This window comes from Paenibacillus sp. N22P23 (assembly GCF_059383735.1).
Genome location: NZ_JBXENT010000003.1, coordinates 595,575 through 616,243 on the forward strand (window position 1 = coordinate 595,575; position 20,669 = coordinate 616,243).

13 protein-coding genes are annotated in these 20,669 nt (G+C 51.3%); 5 read left to right on the forward strand and 8 right to left on the reverse strand.

What is annotated here, in order from left to right; translation table 11 throughout:
• The first annotated feature begins 171 nt into the window (after window positions 1-171).
• A complete protein-coding gene (locus AC506A_RS17860; RefSeq protein ID WP_495462360.1) occupies window positions 172-765 on the forward strand; it encodes a CGNR zinc finger domain-containing protein in 594 nt (197 codons plus the stop codon).
• A gap of 300 nt (window positions 766-1,065) precedes the next feature.
• Here AC506A_RS17860 and AC506A_RS17865 read toward each other — a convergent pair whose 3' ends face one another.
• From AC506A_RS17865 to AC506A_RS17875, 3 genes are all read right to left on the reverse strand, one after another.
• On the reverse strand, window positions 1,066-2,721 hold the full coding sequence (locus AC506A_RS17865; protein WP_495462361.1) for an extracellular solute-binding protein: 1,656 nt from the start codon (window positions 2,719-2,721) through the stop codon (window positions 1,066-1,068).
• A 144-nt stretch (window positions 2,722-2,865) separates the two neighbouring features.
• Window positions 2,866-3,756 (reverse strand): carbohydrate ABC transporter permease, encoded by an 891-nt coding sequence (locus tag AC506A_RS17870; RefSeq protein WP_495462362.1) that lies wholly within the window; start codon window positions 3,754-3,756, stop codon window positions 2,866-2,868.
• Window positions 3,757-3,780: 24 nt separating this feature from the next.
• A complete protein-coding gene (locus AC506A_RS17875) occupies window positions 3,781-4,752 on the reverse strand; it encodes an ABC transporter permease (RefSeq protein WP_495462363.1) in 972 nt (323 codons plus the stop codon).
• Between the two features lie 201 nt (window positions 4,753-4,953).
• Here AC506A_RS17875 and AC506A_RS17880 point away from each other — a divergent pair, with 201 nt between their 5' ends.
• Entirely contained in the window at window positions 4,954-6,528 is a 1,575-nt protein-coding gene (locus tag AC506A_RS17880) for a response regulator (RefSeq protein WP_495462364.1), read from the forward strand.
• Between the two features lie 16 nt (window positions 6,529-6,544).
• A complete protein-coding gene (locus tag AC506A_RS17885) occupies window positions 6,545-8,350 on the forward strand; it encodes a sensor histidine kinase (protein ID WP_495462365.1) in 1,806 nt (601 codons plus the stop codon).
• Window positions 8,351-8,867: 517 nt separating this feature from the next.
• Here AC506A_RS17885 and AC506A_RS17890 read toward each other — a convergent pair.
• Complete coding sequence (locus tag AC506A_RS17890; RefSeq protein ID WP_495462366.1) at window positions 8,868-11,801, reverse strand: carbohydrate-binding protein; 2,934 nt, start codon at window positions 11,799-11,801, stop codon at window positions 8,868-8,870.
• A 259-nt stretch (window positions 11,802-12,060) separates the two neighbouring features.
• On the opposite strand from AC506A_RS17890, the gene AC506A_RS17895 reads away from it, so the two are divergent.
• A complete protein-coding gene (locus AC506A_RS17895) occupies window positions 12,061-13,785 on the forward strand; it encodes a sensor histidine kinase (protein WP_495462367.1) in 1,725 nt (574 codons plus the stop codon).
• Between the two features lie 4 nt (window positions 13,786-13,789).
• Window positions 13,790-15,424: a response regulator transcription factor gene (locus tag AC506A_RS17900; protein ID WP_495462368.1), complete on the forward strand. Its 1,635-nt coding sequence runs from the start codon at window positions 13,790-13,792 to the stop codon at window positions 15,422-15,424.
• 45 nt (window positions 15,425-15,469) lie between these two features.
• Here the strand turns inward: AC506A_RS17900 and AC506A_RS17905 are convergent, their stop codons facing one another.
• The 4 genes from AC506A_RS17905 to AC506A_RS17920 form a co-directional block, all read right to left on the reverse strand.
• Window positions 15,470-17,629, reverse strand: coding sequence for a galactose-binding domain-containing protein (locus tag AC506A_RS17905; RefSeq protein WP_495462369.1), 2,160 nt, complete (start codon window positions 17,627-17,629; stop codon window positions 15,470-15,472).
• Between the two features lie 156 nt (window positions 17,630-17,785).
• Complete coding sequence (locus AC506A_RS17910) at window positions 17,786-18,823, reverse strand: glycoside hydrolase family protein (RefSeq protein WP_495462370.1); 1,038 nt, start codon at window positions 18,821-18,823, stop codon at window positions 17,786-17,788.
• 24 nt (window positions 18,824-18,847) lie between these two features.
• On the reverse strand, window positions 18,848-19,732 hold the full coding sequence (locus tag AC506A_RS17915) for a carbohydrate ABC transporter permease (RefSeq protein WP_495462371.1): 885 nt from the start codon (window positions 19,730-19,732) through the stop codon (window positions 18,848-18,850).
• Between the two features lie 15 nt (window positions 19,733-19,747).
• Window positions 19,748-20,647 carry an ABC transporter permease gene (locus AC506A_RS17920; protein WP_495462372.1) on the reverse strand — a complete coding sequence of 300 codons (900 nt, stop codon included), beginning with the start codon at window positions 20,645-20,647 and terminating at the stop codon, window positions 19,748-19,750.
• Window positions 20,648-20,669: the final 22 nt, after the last annotated feature.

Genomic DNA, 20,669 nt, shown 5'->3' on the forward strand with positions numbered 1-20,669 from the left:
GAGTGCCGGATCCAAATAAAGTCCAACTTAAGAGTAACCGTCTAATTGTAATATAATAGTTACGAAACACACCTTAACATGAACGATCACGACCGTCAAGTAACTAGCTAAATAATGTCTTGGGTGTTACAATTTAGAGAATTCCACATGAAACAAGGGGGTTGTGAAGCGATGTTTTTGTTATGGGAGGATTTTCTGAGAAGCGACTATCGTGACTGGAGGGGCAGCGGTCATACGGAAGAGCTGTTGGATAAGCCGGGATGGTTGGAGGAATGGCTGGCCATTCACTCTCTTCCCTATCCGGGAGCTCCCTCCGCGAAAGAAATAGAGGATTTGAAACAGCTTCGAGGGCATATCCTCCATATCGTCCAGAAACTGACGGTGAGCGATTCCGTGGACCCCGCAAATCTGGAAGGGCTGAACCGTGCGTTATCGGGCGGACCTATGATCCTGCACATCGCGGAATCGAATTCGGATTTTCGCTTGGAGACCACTCCTTTGCAAACAGGCTGGTCCCGCATAGGAGCGGAAGTTGCCGCTTCATTCGGCCGCTTACTCACAGACAGCGAACCTTCCCGCTTGCGTATTTGCGATAATCCGGATTGTAAGGCGGTTTACTATGACGAAACTCGGAACCGTTCCAAACGGTTCTGTGATGACAGAGCATGCGGCAACCTCATGAAAGTCCGGCGGTTCCGCGCACGCCAAAAAGCCGCCGAAACCGGCGGCCCATCGAATCCTGATTCCCCAGAGATAACCGTTTAGATTATTAAAGGGGCCAACTTGCCCTGAAGTTGGCTGGCTGAACTAGTTGGTTCGCAGCTGAGAGTTCGATTTTCGAACTCTCAGCTGCTTTTTCCCCTGCTTCGACAACTGAGAGTTCCATTTCTGTACTCTCAGCCTACAAAACGAGGGCTTGGCGCGCCAATTCACCTCTGAGAGTCCCATTTTCGAACTCTCAGCTGCTTGTTCACGCGCTTTGACCACTGAGAGTTCGATTTTCGTACTCTCAGCTTCCCAAGCGGGGGCTTACCCAGCCCCCTCCGGCGAATGAATGCTTCTGGATTACTTCCAAAGCTCTTGGCGCTTAGTGTAGTTATCCGTAATAATCGCTTCCACATTCTCGTCGCCTGCAGATTTCATCTCCGCAAGCATGCTGTCGAATCCGGCGTTTGCCTCTTGTTCGCTCTTCGCGATAATGATCTTCGTAATCGATTGCTTCATGATATCTTGAACCTTCTGGAAGCTGAGCGATTCCGGCGTTCCGCCCTCAGGCCCGAGGTTATCGTACGGAGACGTATCCCACACGGAATCGGATAGATTCTTAAACGCCATGAGGTCGATTTCGCCTCGATTGTTGTCTCCGATGTGATAAGGCGTGCCGTCGCTGCCCATTCCGTTCTTGACGAACCATGTCCACTTCTGAAGACCGGACTTCTTGGTTTCAGCGGTCCAGTCTTCTTTCAAGCCCTTGAGAACTTCTGGACGCGGCGTATGTTTGCCATCCTTCATATCCCAAGTTTGGCCTTCAATCCCCCACATGAGGAGATATTGACCTTCTTCGCTTGCGAGGAAGTTGATGAATTTCATCGTTTCTTCCGGATGCTTGTTGTTCTTGGAGATGGCAATCGCATCCCAGCCGAGCGGGCTGCGGGGGCCGAACGTCGTCGTGCTTGGATCGACTCCAGGTGCAACCACTTTATAGGAAAACAGCTGTTTATCCACGCCGCCGGATTTCAGCAAAGCGTTATTCGCGTTACCCGGATCCCAATAGGCAGAAGCAGTTGAGAAGACAAACCCATTAGATAGCTTCTGTTCCCACGTTTGCGTTTTATTGACGGCCCATTCATGATCGATCAAATCTTCGCGGTACAGTTTGTTCATATATAGGATCATTTCGCGGTATTTCGGATCCTTGACGTCGAACTTCAAGCTTCCCCCGTCTTCGTAGTAGGTTTTCATGCCCCACATCCCTTTGAAGGTACCAAGGACAGCGCCCATATTCTCAGCGTTTAAGGTAAGCGGTATCGAAGCTTTCCCATCGATGTTTGGATATTTGGCTTTGAAATCCTTCAGCAGCTGTTCGAATTCGTCGGTCGTGAACGGCTGGCCGCCCTCCGCTTTGTCCGGTGCGAGCTCTTTCAGTAAATCCTTGCGCATCTGGATGCCGAATACCGGACTGTTATCAAGCCCATACCAATTGGACAAATAGTAGTTTTTGCCATCGGTATAACGTGTCTTCTGCAATACATCGCCGTATTGTGAATTGACGTCAGGCCCTAAGGTATCAATCAACTCGTTTAATGGAATGATGGCGCCTGCAGCTATATACTTGTTGACGATATCGCTGCCGCGGTCCATGAGGATGATATCCGGCAGATCACCGCTGGCAAGCATCAAATTCAGCTTCTCCGACGGATTGCCGCTCGGCTGTTGAATTTCGACGGTGACACCTGTACGCTTTGTAACTTCTAGTGCGACAGGGTTAGTGAATGCATCGCCCGTATTTTTATCAAAGAAGGTAAGCGTAATCGGTTCCGACGGTTTATCACTCGTTTCTGCCGAGTTATTCGAATTAGCAGCATTGGTAGAATTGGCAGCTGTCGTGTTATCTTCTTGTCCGTTAGCTGCGGTGTTGTTATCTTTACTGCTGCAGCCGATAAGTAACGTCATAAAGATCGTGATTGTGAGCATGACTGTGAATATACGTTTCTTCTTCATAGAATTGTTGCTCCCCCCAGATACAATGATAGATGATTCCTTACCTTTTCCAAAGACATTCGGTGGTAAAAATAGATTTCGCTGGCCGCGTGCCCGAATTGGCCTTCCACTCACATCCTTTCAGCACCTTTCATAACGAAGAGATCAGCTTTTGACTGCGCCCAGCGTCATGCCCTTTACGAAATATCGCTGCAGAAACGGATAGACGAGCACAATCGGAAGTGTCGCGACCATGGTTGCTGCCATGCGAATCGTATCCGACGACACGGCAAGCCTCTTCGAGGAATCTGCCAACTGCTGTGCTTCAGTCACCATACTGCCAGTCTGGTACTGATTAAGTATCTTAACTAGCACCGCTTGAAGTGTTTTCAAGCTGGGCTTATAGGTGAACACATAGGAGTCGAACCAAGCGTTCCAATGACCAATTGCCGTAAATAGAGCGATTGTCGCCAGCACCGGCGTCGTCAAAGGAAGAATGATGCGGAAGAAAACTTGTAAATCGTTAGCGCCGTCGATCTTAGCCGACTCCGTCAGCTCTTGGGGAAGCTGCTCGATATACGTCCGGACAAGAATCATGTAGAACACGTTCATCAGCCCCGGAAAAACAAACACCCAGAACGAGTCAATCAAGTGTAAGTTCTTCAGAACCATATAGTACGGGATCAGACCGCCGCCAAAATACATCGTAAAGATGAAGTAGAGTGTAACCGGCCTTCTCAGCACCAAATCACGATTGCTCAGCGGATAGGACAGCAAGCTGATGACCAGTATCGTAAGCGGCGTCCCGATGACCGTTCGTGCTACAGTTACCCACACGGCATGCAGGATTTGACCATCGGTTAAAATCTCTTTATAACTCGTAAATGAAAGCTCCCTCGGCCAGAAGTAGATACCTCCCTTGATGGTATCCGACGCGCTGTTAACCGATAGAACCAGCACATTCCAGAACGGGTAGAACGTTGCGAATACGACTGCCAGTAGAAAGGCATACACTGCGCCGGAGTAAAGCATGTCTCCCATTGCCCTGCTTTTCATGCTCTCTTTCCTCCCTAGACCCCTTTAGAAAAGCGATTGATCGTTTACTTTTTTCGCTAATTTGTTCACCAGCAGCACCAGAATAAAGGCCACCACTGACTTGAACAATCCTACAGCTGCGCCATAGGAGAACATCCCATTTTGCAAGCCGTACCTGTACGTATAGGTGTCGATTACATCGGAATACTTCAACACCAAATTGTTTTGAAGCAAATACTGCTGGTCGAAGCCGGCATTCAGAATGCCCCCCACCGCCAGAATGAGCAGGATGACGATCGTCGGGCGCAGCGAGGGCAGCGTTACATAAAGCATTTGCTTCATACGGGAAGCGCCGTCGACTTTGGCCGCCTCAAACAGCTCGGGATTGATCGAAGCAATGGCTGCCAGGTACATGATGGCGTTGAAACCCATGTCCTTCCACATGTTAGATGTAGCGATGATCCACCAGAAATAATGTCCGTTCTGGAAGAAACCGACCGGTTCGTCGGTGATGTGCAGCAGCATCAGCACCTTATTAACGAGTCCTTGCGACGATAACAACGTGACGATAATGTTCGCCGCAATAACCCAAGAGATGAAGTGCGGCAGATACGAAATCGTTTGAACAATGCGTTTGAACGCCCCGCTGCTAATTTCATTGATCGCGATGGCCAGAATGATCGGTGCCGGAAATCCGAACAACAGGCTTAGCGAGCTTTGGGCCAGCGTATTGCGCATAATGATCCAGAAGTCGCCGTTATCGAAGAAGTACTGAAACCATCGGAGTCCGACAAACTCGCTGTGAAAAAACGAGCCAAAAAAAGATCCGCCGGGCTGATAATTGATGAACGCCATGTACAGTCCGAACATCGGGGTATATGAAAACAACAGCGTACAGATGAATGCTGGCATGATCATGAGCCATAAATACTTTTGCTGCCGTAAACGCTTCCACTTTCCATTATTCTTTCCGAGCAGCGGCGCTCGCTGCAACGGTTGTTCAATATGCGCTTTCAATTACGCTCTCCCCCTGCCTTTATCGTCTTGAATATCCTCATTATAGGTGAGCTTTCCGCAGCCAATCCATGCAAACATCCGCCAATTCATACGCCAAAACATCGGAATTCACGCTGTGCCATTGTTGAAATACCGTAGGGCGACTACAATAAAGCAAGTAACGATCATCCCGCTCTCACTCAGGAAGGACGTGGCGCTATCATGCATTCGATACTCCTCGTAGACGACGAAAAGATAGAATTGGAAACGCTTACCCACTATGTGCCTTGGGAATCAATGGGGATACAGGTTGTAGGAACAGCCCGAAACGGCCGAGAAGCATTGGAGTTAACCCATCAGCTCGATCCCGATATCATACTGACCGATGTTCGCATGCCGATCATGGACGGACTTGAGTTTGTGAAACGCGCGAAGCAAATTAGAAAGCGGGTCAAGATCGTATTTCTGAGCGGTCACGACGAATTTCAATATATAAAAGCGGCCCTCGCGGTTGAAGCATCCGGCTATCTGCTCAAGCCCATCGACATGGAAGAGCTGAGGCATCTCATAGAGAAGGTCAAACAGAAGTGCGAGGAAGCCAAACTAACGGAGCGCTCGGAAGAGATGGCCAAAGAGAAGCTGCTGCGGATGCTCCTTATGGAGGAAGCGCCGGACCGTCGAGTAGAACTGGTGCAGAAGCTGCTGCAGCTCGATTCCATGGTTTCTCCGCCTTTTCGCGGTCCCTATAAAGCCGCCTGCTTGATGATTGGCCGCCCCAGCCGCAATGACGGATCTGCTGCGGATTTAAGCATGCCGGACCCTCTTGAGAGGAGCATTGGCGAAGCCGTACATAGCCGATTATTGGCGCTCGGATATCGTGGAGCGTTACTCGATTGGGAGTATCGTACGTTCGCCGGCGTATTCCCAGCCTCCCTGTTTGACGGTGAACAGGAGATATGGCAGCAATTACAGAAGCTCATTGAAGCGGATTTTCCCGTGTCGCTTACAATCGGTTTATCCAAGACCAGCGAACGACTGGAAGATGCATATGCCCTCTTCAAGGAAGCGCATGATGCCGCTAAACAGGCATTCTATTTCGGTAACGGGGCACTGCTTTCCGCTGAAGACGTTCACAAGCCGTCTACGGAAGAGGTGGACGTTGAAGAACATCGCGCTGTGCTTTGCCGGGCCATCGTGCATCAGCGTGCTGAGGAAACGGAACAGGAGGTGGACACTTTTATAAATAAGCTTCGAGAGAAACATGTGCACCCTCATCTTGCCCGCTCCGCAGCCGTTCGTCTCATCACGACCGTGGAGCAGCATTTCAGCGGCGCGATTAACGAGCTTCAAGCCGGTCCGTTCAGCAGCGAATGGGAAATTATGAACAATTGCCAAACCCTTGCCGATATTGGGGAGCATGTCCTGCATGTCTGCAACAGTCTGATCATGGCCCTGTCCGAGAAGGACAAAGACCGCCATCAGCATATCGCCCGGCACATTCAAGATATTATTGAACGTGCCTATCACAAACCGTTGACCGTTGAGGATATCGCGAAAGAAGTCTACTTGTCGCCGAATTACATCCGCACCATCTATAAAGAGAAGACCGGACGCACCATACTTGAGGTGATTACCGAGACACGCATGGAACGGGCAACTGAGCTTCTCGCCGATAAATCGCTCAAGATCCATGAAATCGCAGGATTGGTCGGCTATGAGAACGTGTCTTACTTTTGTTCCATTTTCCATAAGACAACGGGCATGACTCCCAACCACTATCGCAAACAAATCTACTGATTCGGAGGGACTTATCGTGCCCGGCCTCATTCATCGCCTGCTTATAAGACCTTTTCTCAACATGCACTTACGCAACAAACTATTCGTCGTCTTCGGGCTTGTTTCTGTAGTCCCCCTTATCTTCTTTGCGATTTACTCCTATGAAACGATGAAGAGCGAACTGACTAGACAGATGTATTCCAACATGCTTTCCACGACCGATCAGATTGGCTCCAACCTGAAGATGAAGCTCGATTCCTATTCGAAGGTCTCCTCCTCCTTGTATCTGGATGGACGCCTTCGCGATTTCCTGACCATGGATTATTCAGACAATAACCAATACGTCGATGCCTATGAATATATCAACAGCACATTCCGAAATCTGCTCGTCACCAACACGGACCTCAGCAATGTAGCGGTATACACGACCAATCTCACCTTGCCGACCGACCAGGTGTTTATTAAACGTGCGGATAACGATATGATGCGCTACCCCTGGTATCGTTTGGCCAGCAAATCCTACGGCAGCGTTACGTTCACCGTCATGCCGGCGACCAATCCTCCGAGCGAACAGGTGACACAGGGCATTGAGGAGCGCAAACCATCCCGCATCGTCCTCGCTCGTCTACTCGATAACAACAGCTTGAACTACCCGTACGGCATTCTGACGCTGGATATTCCGGAAGCCGACATTTACGCCCTGATGGCGAAGGAGAACAATAATAAAGAACTGTTCATCATTTCCGAGGATGGAGCCATCATTTCCGGCAAGGACAAGAACAAGATCAACCATAATCTGAAGGAGTTTGTGCGAGGTGACTGGGGAAGCAGGAAGGCCGGCAGCTTTATCGGCATGTACAAAGGCGAGCGCGTTTTTGTCGTATTTAATTCCATTGATAATGGATGGAAAACCGTATCAATCGTTTCCTATAACAGCTTGTTGATGAACGTCAAGATCGCCTTCTCCCGTCTGTTCACGATCGGCATCGTCAGCTTGATCCTATCGATCATCCTGATTTATATAACGGCACGGTGGTTTACGATTCGGATCGAGAAGCTGCTGCAGCTCACGCGCCGGATCGAATCGGAAGACTTCGATGTCCAGGCCGTGTCGATCTGGCATGATGAGGTCGGGCTGTTATCCTTCGCCATGACGAAGATGGCCAGACGCATGAAGGAACTCATCAACGAGGTGTACAAGAAGGAAATTGCGAAGAAAGAAGCGGAAATGAGCATGCTGCAGGCACAAATCAATCCGCATTTCCTCTACAACACACTGGCCTCCATCTCATCGTTAGCCATGCGCAGCGACGACAACCGGATTCAGGACATGGTTACCCATCTCGCGAAGTTTTACCGCATCTCGCTAAACAAAGGAAAAACCATCGTCGGCTTCGCTGAGGAACTGAGACTGACGAAATCCTACATTGCGATCCAGCAATTGCGGTTCGAAGGCCTCCTTCATGTACACTTTGACATTGAAGAAGCAGCGCTGCCTTATCCGGTCATTAAGCTAATGCTTCAGCCTTTTATAGAGAATGCGATTAATCACGGGATATGGGACGATGAAGCCGGCATAAACGTGATCATCAAAGCGCGCATTAAGGAAGATACGCTCGTGCTCGAGGTCATCGACGACGGCATGGGGATGCGGCCGGAGAAGCTCCAGCGAATTCATGGTGAAGAGGATGCTGACGGTGACGGAACTTCCGGCTATGGCATCCGCAACGTTGACCGCCGCATTAAGCTGACGTTCGGCGACAGCTACGGCATCCATATCTATAGCCGGCTGGGCATTGGCACAGCCGTTCAAATCCTGATCCCGCTAAGGGGAGCATTATAAGAAGCAAGGAAGAAAACTCTCAGCTTCAAAAAACCAAGGCCCTGCTCTCGCCGGAGGCCGAGAGTCGCAAAATGCGACTCTCAACGGCGTAAACGCCACAAAAAGAAGCTGAGAGTCGCGAAACCCGACTCTCAGCTTCAAAAAAACCAAGACCCCCCTCGCGCCGGAGGCCGAGAGTCGCAAAATGTGACTCTCAACGGCGTAAACGCCACAAAAAGAAGCTGAGAGTCGCGAAACCCAACTCTCAGCATCAAAAAAACCAAGACCCCGCTCGCGCCGGAGGCCGAGAGTCGCAAAATGCGACTCTCAACGGCGTAAACACCACAAAAAGAAGCTGAGAGTCGCATAACCCAACTCTCAGCATCAAAAAAACCAAGACCCCGCTCGCGCCGGTGGCCGAGAGTCGTAAAATACGACTCTCAGCGGCGTAAACACCCAAAAAAGAAGCTGAGAGTCGCATAACCCGACTCTCAGCATCAAAAACCGGAGGCGCTGGCCTCCGGCTTTTCTTCGTAAGTTAGTTCTTAGGCGTCAAGCGGAACAGCTTGGATTCCATTGGCTCAAGCGTCACCTGCAGGGAGCCTTGAACGGCCCCAGAAACAGCCCCCGTCCAGAGATCCTTCAGCTTATAAGCCGCGCCGCCGTCCAAACCGGCCCTTGCCAAATCGACTGTTTTGTCGACAGGCGTGCTGCCGTAATTGAAGAGCGCGATGTAATAATCGCCTTTATCCTTCAGCACGAATGCGTCTGCGGCCTTGGCGCCGGTATTCCCCTCGACCGGGCGGAATGCTTTTCCGATTTGGGCGACTTCCATAACCTGCTTATTCGTCAGCAGCGTCGTGATGTATTCTTGCGCTTTCGCATCGTGAACGTTATCCGAATCCATAAACACGGTTCCCGAAATAACGGCTGAGTTGACTCTGCTTCTCGCCTCGGTTATAGAACCCGCTCTGGACAATGCCATATGATCGGGATCCGTGTAATGATAGATCGTTCCGTTCTGCCACCAGCCGTACGTCAACGCGTTTAGTTGGAACTCCGTATCGGAGATGCTGCCGAACGTATCGGTAGCGATACGTCTGCTGTGCGCGTATTGGCTTGGAAACAGCGGCGCGATAGAGGCGCTGATAAACATTTTATCCGCGATGAGGCTGTCGACATAAGCCATTCCTTGGTTGTACGCTTGCGTTCCGGTTTGGACCGCAGGGTCGTAATGTTCTCCTTCTAAGGCACCGTGGGTAAGGAAATCCAGTTTGATATATTCAAAGCCAAGATTCTTAAATCGGTTAAGGAAATAGGTAATCCGTTCCTTCGCGCCCGGGTGAGACGGATCTACCGCATAAGCACCGTCCAATTTAGGCAGCGGATTACCCGACTCATCCCGCAAGATGATATCTCCGTATTTATAATTCGATCCTTCGACCTGCTGCTCCATATTGTCTCCCCAGTAGACGAATGGTCCCCAGTAGATGCCGGCTTTCTGTCCGTTCTTGCGGATCTTCGAAACAACGTCCGCTAACTGCGCTTCCGTTAGATTGTCCCAGTACGAATCCAAATTGATATAGGTGACCTTCTTATTATTGAAGCCTTCCTTCTGCAGATGCTGCTTCACATAATCGGACGTATCCAGCACATCCTGATAGGTCAGATTGCTTCCGAAAGCCCCCCAGCTGTTCCAGCCGACAGGCACGCCTTCGGGTACTTTCTTGCCAAATGCGAGCGGCGGGGCGATAACTGCGTTTGCCTTGCCGTACTCTTCCATGCCTTTCCGATAATCGCCATAGAAACCGACGAATGCCGTTGGCGATGTCAGTACAGTTCCCTTAATGGTTCCATGAGGGACCGAATCATGCGTCTTAGCGGTCGAAGCGCCGCCGTATACTTCCAACCGATTCAAGCGATTATTGTCGCCTGTAAATCGAATTCCTGTTTTCCATGTATCATGGGTTACCGAACCAACGATAAGACCATTGCGGCTGGCATTATCATAGATTGCCGATACTTCATAGCTCGTATCGGATGAATTGAGAGGCACGGCTTGGTGACGAATCCACATATCGTTGTCATAAGGAACGGATAATACCCGTCCGTCCGTATAGCTGCCAATATCGATGCCACCCGTTGTATTCGTTACGAGCGGAGCTATATAATTCGTTTGCATCTCTGCAGCTGATACTGCTTCTGTTCGGGTGAAGAAATAAGGCGTATCCTCATAAAAGCTGTACCACTGGTTCAATGTCGGACTGCCTTCTTGGCTGTTCACGAATTTTACCTTAATGCCTTTACCGAATCCGTCTTTCAAGGCGGTCACATCCGCCATGGAGAAGCTGTGGCTGTCATAACAGCTGCTTGCCTCTTCTTCGAACTTGCTGTATACGCCTTTGGCAATCGTCTTATTCTTCCAAGCATAGTCCGCCATTCCATTATCGGTGCGGTAAGTAACGGCATAGTCACCATTCTCGATGACAACTGCATCCGCGTACTCCGAGATCTTGATTGATCCGAACTTCTTCTTTGCCGTAGGTGTTCCTAGAGACGGCGCTTCGGTGACTACCTGCTCGCAAGGCTTTACTTGATCCGCTTCTATCGGCGTTACGACAATTTTGTCCATATCAGGTGAATACCCGCCTCCATCCGAGAACAGAATGGTATTGCTTCCAGCCGTCAAGTTGATGCTGATGGTCTGCGAACCCACCGTATTCCAATCCTTCGTGCTCTGGAAGAGTATATTCTGCGCCGGACCACCATTGGTGCTCACGTCGGCAGCACGTGGATCGCCGGAAATATAATATACCGTAAGGTTATAACTGCCCGTTGTAGGGACATTAATCGCATTAAATTGCAAGGAAGCACCTTGATAGAGATTTCCTACCTTTTGCCCGCCGGAGCAAGCGCCGCAATTCGATACGGTTGCATTCCCCGTCAACGTGTTACCTGAAGCTTCTGCTTCATAGCCCTGCGTGATCGGATAAACATTGATTTCATCAAAATCGGGCGAGTATCCGCTGCCATCTGAAATGTCGATATAGTTGCTGCCTTGAACAAGTGTCATGGGAATGGTTAACGTGCCTAACGTATTCCAGTCAGCTGTCTTGTCGAAGTCAATATGACGGGAAGTGCCGCCATTCACACTAATGTCCGCGCTTCTTGGATCTCCTGATATGTAGGAGAAAACAACGTTGTACGAACCGGCTTCCGGCACTTGAATATCGTTAAAACGCATGCCGCTTCCTTGGTACAAGCCCCCTACCTTCTTGCCGCCTGAGCAGACGCTGCAGTCAGATATAGATGCGTTTCCCGACATCGTGTTCCCCGCTGCTTCCGCTTCGTAACTGTAGATGACTTCGTTCGCGGAGCTTGCCGTGGCGTCTGCACTGGAGAGCGTAGACGTGCCGAAGGAAAAACTGCAAACAAATATTAATAGTGCTAAACATGTTGTTAACGCTTTCATGAATGAGCTCCTTCCAAACCATTTATTTGAATACATCTATCAATTTAATCCAGCGCGATTAGCCGTTCAATCCAAATATCTTACGAAACATACCGCAAAACAAAGGAATCCTGGCTGCTGCGTTCCGAAGCTTGTACGTGAGCCATCATCCGTTCTCTACTTTCGATCTACCATCCTCAACTTCTTTCGGATTGTTCGTTGAAAGATAGCGTTTACACGATATACTTAAGAGAAAATCCACCTAAGGAGAAGGTTACGAATGAGCTTTCTGCGCCGGCTCACCCTCTACCCCAAGCTCGTTCTGACCTTTCTGGTCATCGTTATTCCTCTCGTTACGATCAGCCTTCTCATGAACATCCGCAGCGAGCGTCTCGTGCGCAACGAGATCACCAGCTCCATGCAAGCGAAGGTCAATTACTACATCAATGCGCTCGAGGACGATTTCGGCCCCCTTGTCACGTTGGAGCAGCAATATACGCTCGACGATGATATTTTCAATCTCGCTTACTCTTCGATCATTATGACCAGCGAGCAGTATACGAATGCGGTCAGGAACGTTCAGAAGAAGCTGCAGATATTAAAAAACATGAGCCCTTACGTAGAAGACGCCTTCGTAAACTTTCCCGTACTCGAGCGTAAAATCTCTGCTTTGTCCTTCAACGAATTGAACCACGAAGAAGCAGCTGCATTAAACCAAATGGCCGATACGTTCGAATCGCCCTTCCTTCTCTATCAGAATCGGTTATGGATGAGTCTGCCCTATCCGAACAGCCAGTCGATCGGCCGCGGGTTCACCATTGCGCTCGAAATCTCGAGTCATGCCATCAAAGAGTCTCTGTCCGGCTTCCTCATTGACGGCAACGGCGGCGCCATGCTCATGAATCAGGATTTGGACTGGAGCGAGACGAGCGGCAACGTGCCTTCCGACCGCGCGAAGCTGCAAGCCCTCATCAGTAAGCAGCTATCAGCCGGACAGAAGAGCGGATACGAAATCATCGAGGACGGAAGCTCCACGTACTACGGGTTTTTCGAGAAATCGTCGAAGCTCGGGCTTACGCTCGCGATTTTCGTGGAAGAAAGCAGCTTCATTGGTCCTCTTAAACAATACGCGGTTTGGTTATGGGCCATATCGATCGCCGCGCCGATCCTCATTCTGCTGTTTTCCTATCGACTCTACCAGGTCATCCATACGCCGCTGAAGCGACTTGTCGGCGCATTCAAAGGACTTGAGAAAGGCGATCTCTCGGCCCAACTGAATTACCGTTCAAGAGACGAATTCAATTACTTGTATTTGCAATATAACCGTACCGTATCTAGACTGCAGGATTTGATTAACGAAGCCTACGTCCATCAATACCAAATCAAGGTTGCCGAGCTCAAGCAGCTGCAGTCCCAGATTAACCCGCATTTCTTATACAATAGCTTCTTCAACCTGCACCGGCTGGCCAAACTCCAAGAGAATGACAAAGTCGTCGCCTTCTCCAAGCATCTGGGCGAATACTTCAAATACGTAACCAAAAACGCCGACTTCGTGCCGCTCGAACAAGAAATCAAATTCTGCCGATCCTACGCCGCCATTCAGGGCATTCGGTTCGACGATCACGTCCGCGTAGAATTCGGCGAAGTTCCGGAGCGCGTCAGCTCGCTGGCGGTGCCCAAGCTGCTGCTTCAGCCGCTTGTCGAGAACGCCTACCAGCACGGGCTGGAGGACCAAATTGAAGAAGGGCTCGTTATTGTCGCTTTCAAGGATTGCGGGGACCATGCCGAAATCGCGGTGGAAGATAACGGATCGCTGGATGAGGAGGAGCTGGCACATATCGTTGCCCTATTGACCGATTCGGAATACAAGTCCGACAGCGAAGGCTTGCGTAACGTTCAACTGCGCATTCGGCTTAACTTTGGCGAACATGCCGATCTGCTGGCGGGACGCGGCACGCTCGGGGGCTTGCGAATGACCATCATCATCCCATTTAAGGAGGCATAAGGCGATGTACCGACTGTTAATCGTGGATAATGAACCGATTATCGTAAGAGGACTTCAGCAGCTTTTGGGAGAAGAAGCACCGCTTGCGCTGGGCGAAGTATATGGCGCGCAATCGGCTGAAGAAGCTTTGCGGCTGCTCGACATGATGAAGATCGATATCGCTTTGCTCGATATCCGCATGCCCGGGATGAACGGCCTCGAGCTTCAAGCTAAGATCGCGGAGCAATGGCCGGATTGCAGAGTCGTATTCCTATCCGGGTACGACGACTTCTCTTATATCCAGACGGCTTTCCGAAACGGCGGAGTCGATTATGTCCTCAAAATGGACGGCGACGAAGCGATTGTAGCGGCAATCCAAAAGGCGATCGACGAGCTGTCGCGCGCAAGCTCCATGAACCAATTGATCGACCAAGCTAAACATAAGTTGCAGCAGTCGCTGGCCCCTTTGCAGAGAGATTACGTGAGCCAGCTGATCCATGGCCTCGCATCCGCCAAGCAAGAGAGAATGGACGAGCTGAAGATGCCGCTGGACGCATCCGCACCGCCGCTGCTTCTGATCTCGCGCGTCGACCGCTTCGCCCCCTCGCATTCCGATGCGGATAAAACGCTCATGTATTACGCCCTGCAAAATATCGCCGGCGAGTTCTGGGCAGGCTGCCAAGCTTTCAGCGTTATGCTCGATCCGTCCGCGATGGTTACATTCATCCAGCCTGCTCCGAACAGTCAATGGGATACCGCGAGCCAGCGGTGGGTACGGTTCGTGCATGGTCAGCTGGAGACGATACAAGCCGCCTGCAAACAGTATTTAAAGCTTCCGGTCTCGTTCGTCGCCAGCTCGGAGACCATCGATTGGGACGGCATTCACTTGAAATACTCTGAGCTCAAGCAAATCTTGTTCTACGGTTTCGGTCAGCGTAACGAGATGCTGTTAACGGATGGCGTCAATCGAAACTTCGCTTCGGGAAGCCCGCAAACCAATGAGACCATCATCAAAGCCCAAAGCCGGTTAAAACAGCTGTTATCCTCCGAGATGGCGCTTGAGAATCGCCTGATCGCCGATTTCGACGAGCTCGCCGCGCTCTCCCGCAAGCTGACGGGCAAACATCCCTTTCTATACGAAATGTACAACGGCATCGCCTATATGCTGCTATCCGCCATTAACCATCAGCCGCGGACAGAAGAGTTTCCGTCAGATTGGCTGACCAAGCTTGTCTCCCTGGATGCCCACTCCTCTTGGGAGGAGGCGCTCGATTATTTGCGGGACATCATCCGCCGATTGCTCGACATCCGCAATCAAGAGAGCGAGGCAGGCGCTCACATGCTGATCGCCAAGCTGAAATCCTTTATCGACGGCCACTTGAATGAAGACCTGTCGCTCGTCCGGCTTGCGGAAACCGTCTACTTGAATCCGACCTACTTGTCTCGACTGTTCAAGCAGCAGACCGGTCAAGGCATTTCCGAATATATCGCCGAGCTTCGGCTAACGAAATCTTGTGATCTGCTCAAGTTCTCGAATCTGAAAATACAGGATATCGCCTTGAAAGTCGGGTTCGATTCTGCGACGTCATTCGGAAGGTTCTTTAAGAGGGAAATGAATGCGACGCCTCATGAGTATCGGGAAAGCGCATCCGCATCATAGAGAAAAGCCGCCGGTTGTCATTTCACCGGCGGCTTTCTTATTGGTTTATTGGAACACGCGAACATAATCGACGAACATGTCGACCTGGTTGTTGTATCTGGCGAGATCAATCGGCCAGCCGCCGCCGAGCGCCAGGTTGAGCATGAAATACATCGGCGTTTTAGCTTGGTCGAACGTCGTATGGCGCCATACCTCGACGTTGTCGATGTAGTAGATCGTGTCGGTCGGCGTAATTTTGGTGCCGTAAATATGCCAAGTAGATGCGTTGTCGCCGAAAGCGAAGTTAGAGGAAGAGCAATGCGTGTCGTGCATTTCCGGGCTGCCGGCCCACCAGTGCTTCGCTTGGCATGCGCCATTCGGATCTTGTCCGTACGCTTCGACCGTATCGATTTCCGCAGTCGACGGCACGCCTTGCGAAATACTGTTCTGTGACATGAGCCAGAACGCCGGCCACGTCCCTTTGCCTGCAGGCATTAGAATGCGAGCCTCAAAGTAACCGTAAGTCGCCGCGACGCCGGTTCCGTTGGTGCGTACGGAAGACAACAAGCCGCCGGTATAGGTTCGGTTCCAGCCCATCGGGTCAACCGTTCCGGCTGGAGCTTTCTTGGCACGAATACGCAAATAGTTGCTTCCGAGGATCGCAAACGGATCGTTTGCCCCGCCGTAATCGGCGAAAATCGCTTCGCCGAATTCGGTGCCGTTCGGCGCGTCCGGTTTAGACGTTGCGTATGTGGCGCCTATGCCCGTGCGGGATGCCGACAACGTTCCCGTGAAATCGTCTTGGAAAAGCACACTCATACCCGAAGCTTGGGTAGGTGCGGATGGAATGCCTTGCTTCCAAGTGACGCCGCCTTCGTTATACAGCTGCAAATAACAGTTATCCGAGTGCGCATAGTTCGGATTGCCTTCCGGCGAATCCCATGCGCTCAGGATGACCGAGATCGGTCCATGCGGGAAGTCAGCGGCCGGGAATGTTACTTCGCCATAACCGTTTGCATCAGGTGTCACCCGCTGGAACCAGGCATCATAGCCGTTCGCGTTCGGATGCGCGGTATCCGGCTGGTGCCAGGACCTTGCCCATACGTTCTGCATGCCCGGCGCATAGAACTTGATCGTAATCGTGCCGTTAATCGAAGCGCCGTAAGATGGCGACACGACGCTCACTTGGTAATTCGGGTAGTTCCCCGGATTTGTTGGCGGTTCCGTTGGAGGCGTCGTTCCACCTCCGGTGCCATAATACTTGATTTCCGTCGCTCCTGAAGCCGAGCCGGCTTGCGGCGTGAAGACGATTCTCAGCTTGGAAGTCGTAACGGATGTAAACGTAACTGTATTGACCTGACCGCCAGTCGGCGCTGCAGGCGACTTGGATTGACTTGCCGCGTTTGTCCATGTCGTGCCATCCCAGTATTGCACGTTGTAGGAGGCCGGAGCTTTGACACCGCCTCCGTCATCGTAAATATAGATCTCCGCTTTAGACACGCTGCTGCTCGCACTCAATTGCTTCTGCACCCAATCGGTCGCGTTCGGCGACTGGTAGCTGGTCCAGCGGTTATGCGGCGAGTTGACGTAGGAGATTGTACCGTCATCAACGTCGTCCACCTCATCCATGTGGAACGTATACGACGCCGTGGATGTTCCCGCTAACGGTGTCGAGGTTGGCGGCTCCGTCGGCGGCGTGGAAGAATCCGTACCGTAAGCGATTTCCGTTACGCCGGATTTCGATCCGGATTGATGCGTGAACAGCACTCTGAATTTGCTTGCCGACACGGACGTAAAGGTTACCCGATTGAGCTGGTTGCCGGTCGGAGAAGCCGGGGATTTGACTTGGCTTGCAGCATCCGTCCACGTGCTTCCGTTCCAGTATTGCACCTTATAGGAGCTTGGCACCTTCACACCGCCACCGTCGTCGTACAAATAGACGTCAGCGCTGCTTCTCGTTACGGCCGAACCGAAATCCGTCTGCAGCCAGTCCGTCGCATTCGGCGACTCATACGCGGTCCAACGGTTTTTCGGCGTGTCGTCGTAAGACAAGGTTCCGTCATTCACGCTGCTCGCCGAGTCCATGAAGAACGTGTAAGACGCAGTGACAGTAGCCCCAGTGTCGTACGCAAAAGCCTGCATACCGGAGAATAGCGTAGATAAGAATACGCTTACAATTAGGAGCGACAAGAATGCTCTACTACGCCTTAATCTCTTCTTTTTCATTAATCATCACTACCTTTTCGCTAAAGTTGGTTGCAAGAGTATTATAGCGAAGTCGCGAGCCGCTGCCATCAGCCGTTCGCTACTTTCACTCTACCGATTTCTACTTTTTTAGGTGGCACAACAAAAGCGCAGTCCTTAGCGGAACTGCGCTTTTGTTTAGTCTAACGGCAAGCTCGTCCTCAGCATGATGCATCGGAATTCGCCATCGCCATCGGCAATCTTCGTCGTGTCCCCAGGCTTGGCGGGTCTACATGCACAGTAGAAGTGATAGAATCTATTATTCCAATAGATGACCGAAGACTTATGCGCATGTGTCTCATCCAGTTCACCCGGCTGACCATGCGGAACCCACGGTTCATCCATTATCTTCCAGTTCGTCAAATCCTTCGACGCTGCAAGCAGCCCTTGCGCATGCTTGCCGTCGAACCCGAAGCCGAAGTTCACCCAGTTGCCCGTCCGGCTATCGAACCGGATATGGGGATCGCTTACGTATTGGCTGTAAAACGAGCCCGGCTTCACGCCCATAACAGGCTCACCGCCGGCGAGCCTCGTCCAGTGCAGCAGATCATCCGACACCGCGAGCCCCGTCTCCTCCGTCCATGGCCACTCCTGTTTGTCCTTGGCATTGTAGAACATCCAATACCGTCCCTCGAATTCGACGAAGCAGCACTTGTACAAGCCGGCCCGCTCCCATTCGCCGCCATACTCATACGAGAAGATCGGCTCTTCGAGGCGATGCCAATCCAGCAAGCTCTCGTTCTCGCACCAAGCAAGCCCCATCTTCGCTCCCCCGGCCTCGTAACCGAACTCGGGATACGAATGATAAATCATCCAGTACTTTCCGTCGGTTTTCTTCAAGCGGGGCAGTTCGTATAAATCGTTGTTTTCCAGCAGCACCCACGAGTATGCCGCGCCTACATAATCCCAGCGGGAGGGATCTTCTCCTCGGCCCATAATTACGCCTTCGCGCTTCCACTCTACTAAGTTGTCACTTGTAGCGAGCGCCGTCCGATATCCTAAACCATCGAAGCCGATATGCATCATATAAAACGTATCGTTATGGTAAAAAACGAAAGGACAGTCCACCGACATCGCGTCATACGTGCCTGCCTCGCCCGAACCTTGAAGCACCGGCACTTCCCGCTTATATGGAGTACGCAAATGTTCGAATTCACCTTTTCCTACATCAGCCATACGCTCCGAAGCCCCTTTCCCCTTCTACTCTTTCACGCTGCCAACAATGACCCCTTTAATGAAGAATCGTTGCAGGAACGGATATACGCAAATGATCGGCAAGGCGGCGAGGAAAATTTGCGCGCCTTTCAATGTGCGGTCCGATATGTCCGCCAGCGACTCCGCGTCCGCCATCGAGACGAGGCTGAGGTCGCGGTTGATCACGACGGTTTGCAAATAGCTTTGCAGTGGATATTTGTCCGGTGAGTTCATCAGAATGAGACCGTCGAACCAAGAGTTCCAGTGCCCGACCATGGAGAACAAAATGAGCGTGGCAATCGCCGGCATCGATAGAGGTACGTATACCTTCCACAAAATTTTCCAATGTCCTGCTCCGTCGACGAAAGCCGCTTCTTCTAATTCTTTGGGCAAACCACGGTAGAAATTGAGGAGCAGTACGGCATTAAACACGTTCACCGCTCCGGGCAAAATGAGTGCGCCAAGCGTGCCGAGCAAATGAAGCTTCTGGATCACGAGATACCACGGAACGATTCCGCCCCCGACCAGCATCGTCAAGACGAAGAACCAGACGTAAAACAATCTGCCCTTAAACGCGAACGACTCTTTGGACAACGGGTATGCAAGCGTAATGGTCAGCAGCATGTTTAGTGCGGTCCCGAGCAGCACCCGTTCCACGCTGATGGTGAGGGCTTTCATAAACTCGGGCTTTTGCAATACGAAATTGTACGATTGCCAAGTGAAATCGACCGGCCACAGCGACACCTCTCCGGAGCTCGCCGCAGTGCTCGAACTGAGCGACACCGCAAGGACGTTGACGAGCGGGAACAAGCAGAGAAAGGCAAGCAGGATGAGAAAGAGAGCATTGCAGACATTAAATATTTTTCCGGATACGGAAGTCGTCTTCAGCATTTGTTCCGCTCCTTATTAGAAGATTCGGTAGTTGGCCAAGCGATAGGCTAAGTAATAGGAAACGGATATCAAAACGATCGATACACCTGATTTCATCAACCCAACGGCCGTTGCCAGGCTGTACTGTGCTTGCTCAAGACCGAGCCTGTACACGAGCGTGTCGATGATGTCCCCGCTTTCGTAAACGATCGGACTGTACAAGTTGAAAATTTGATCGAACCCGGCATTCAAGACGTTGCCCAAGCTCAAAGTCGCCAGAAGCACGATGACCGGCGCCATGCCGGGAAGCGTGATATGCACTATCTGCTTCCAGCGATTCGCCCCATCGATAACGGCGGCTTCGTAAAGCGCCGGGTTAATGCCCGCAAGCGCAGCCAAGTAGACAATCGTACTAAAGCCAAACTCCTTCCACACGTCCGATAAGACGACAACGGCCGGAAACCAACGAACGCTGCCGAGGAAAAAGATCGGTTCGATGCCGAACACGCCGAGGAATTGGTTCACAATACCCGAAGTCGGCGACAAAATATCGATGAGTACGCCGCCCAGAATAATCCAAGATAGAAAATGAGGGAGGTAGATCAATGTTTGGATCGAACGCTTAAACGTATGCTTGCGCACTTCGTTCAGCAGCAGCGCCACGAGTATCGGTACGGCTAATCCTGCAACGATTTTCATGATCGCGATGAAGACCGTATTGCGAATGACTTGCCAAATGTCAGGCAGCTTGAACATATAATCGAAGTTATCCCAACCCACGAACGGTGAGTGGGCAAAGCTCTTCACGACAGAAAATTTCTGGAACGCTATAACGAGTCCTGCGATCGGGCCGTAACTAAACACCAGCACCAGCAGAAACGAGGGGGCCACCATCAGATGCAAAGGCAGCTGTCGGCGCATTTTCGGTTTAAACATCTACGGACACCGCCTTCCCGGC

What these genes read in the sequence shown, in the direction of transcription:
- AC506A_RS17860 (WP_495462360.1), top strand. Translation starts at nt 172, where the DNA reads ATGTTTTTGTTATGGGAGGATTTTCTGAGAAGCGACTATCGTGACTGG.
- AC506A_RS17865 (WP_495462361.1), bottom strand. Translation starts at nt 2,721, where the DNA reads ATGAAGAAGAAACGTATATTCACAGTCATGCTCACAATCACGATCTTT.
- AC506A_RS17870 (WP_495462362.1), bottom strand. Translation starts at nt 3,756, where the DNA reads ATGAAAAGCAGGGCAATGGGAGACATGCTTTACTCCGGCGCAGTGTAT.
- AC506A_RS17880 (WP_495462364.1), top strand. Translation starts at nt 4,954, where the DNA reads ATGCATTCGATACTCCTCGTAGACGACGAAAAGATAGAATTGGAAACG.
- AC506A_RS17890 (WP_495462366.1), bottom strand. Translation starts at nt 11,801, where the DNA reads ATGAAAGCGTTAACAACATGTTTAGCACTATTAATATTTGTTTGCAGT.
- AC506A_RS17895 (WP_495462367.1), top strand. Translation starts at nt 12,061, where the DNA reads ATGAGCTTTCTGCGCCGGCTCACCCTCTACCCCAAGCTCGTTCTGACC.
- AC506A_RS17900 (WP_495462368.1), top strand. Translation starts at nt 13,790, where the DNA reads ATGTACCGACTGTTAATCGTGGATAATGAACCGATTATCGTAAGAGGA.
- AC506A_RS17905 (WP_495462369.1), bottom strand. Translation starts at nt 17,629, where the DNA reads ATGAAAAAGAAGAGATTAAGGCGTAGTAGAGCATTCTTGTCGCTCCTA.
- AC506A_RS17910 (WP_495462370.1), bottom strand. Translation starts at nt 18,823, where the DNA reads ATGGCTGATGTAGGAAAAGGTGAATTCGAACATTTGCGTACTCCATAT.
- AC506A_RS17915 (WP_495462371.1), bottom strand. Translation starts at nt 19,732, where the DNA reads ATGCTGAAGACGACTTCCGTATCCGGAAAAATATTTAATGTCTGCAAT.
- AC506A_RS17920 (WP_495462372.1), bottom strand. Translation starts at nt 20,647, where the DNA reads ATGTTTAAACCGAAAATGCGCCGACAGCTGCCTTTGCATCTGATGGTG.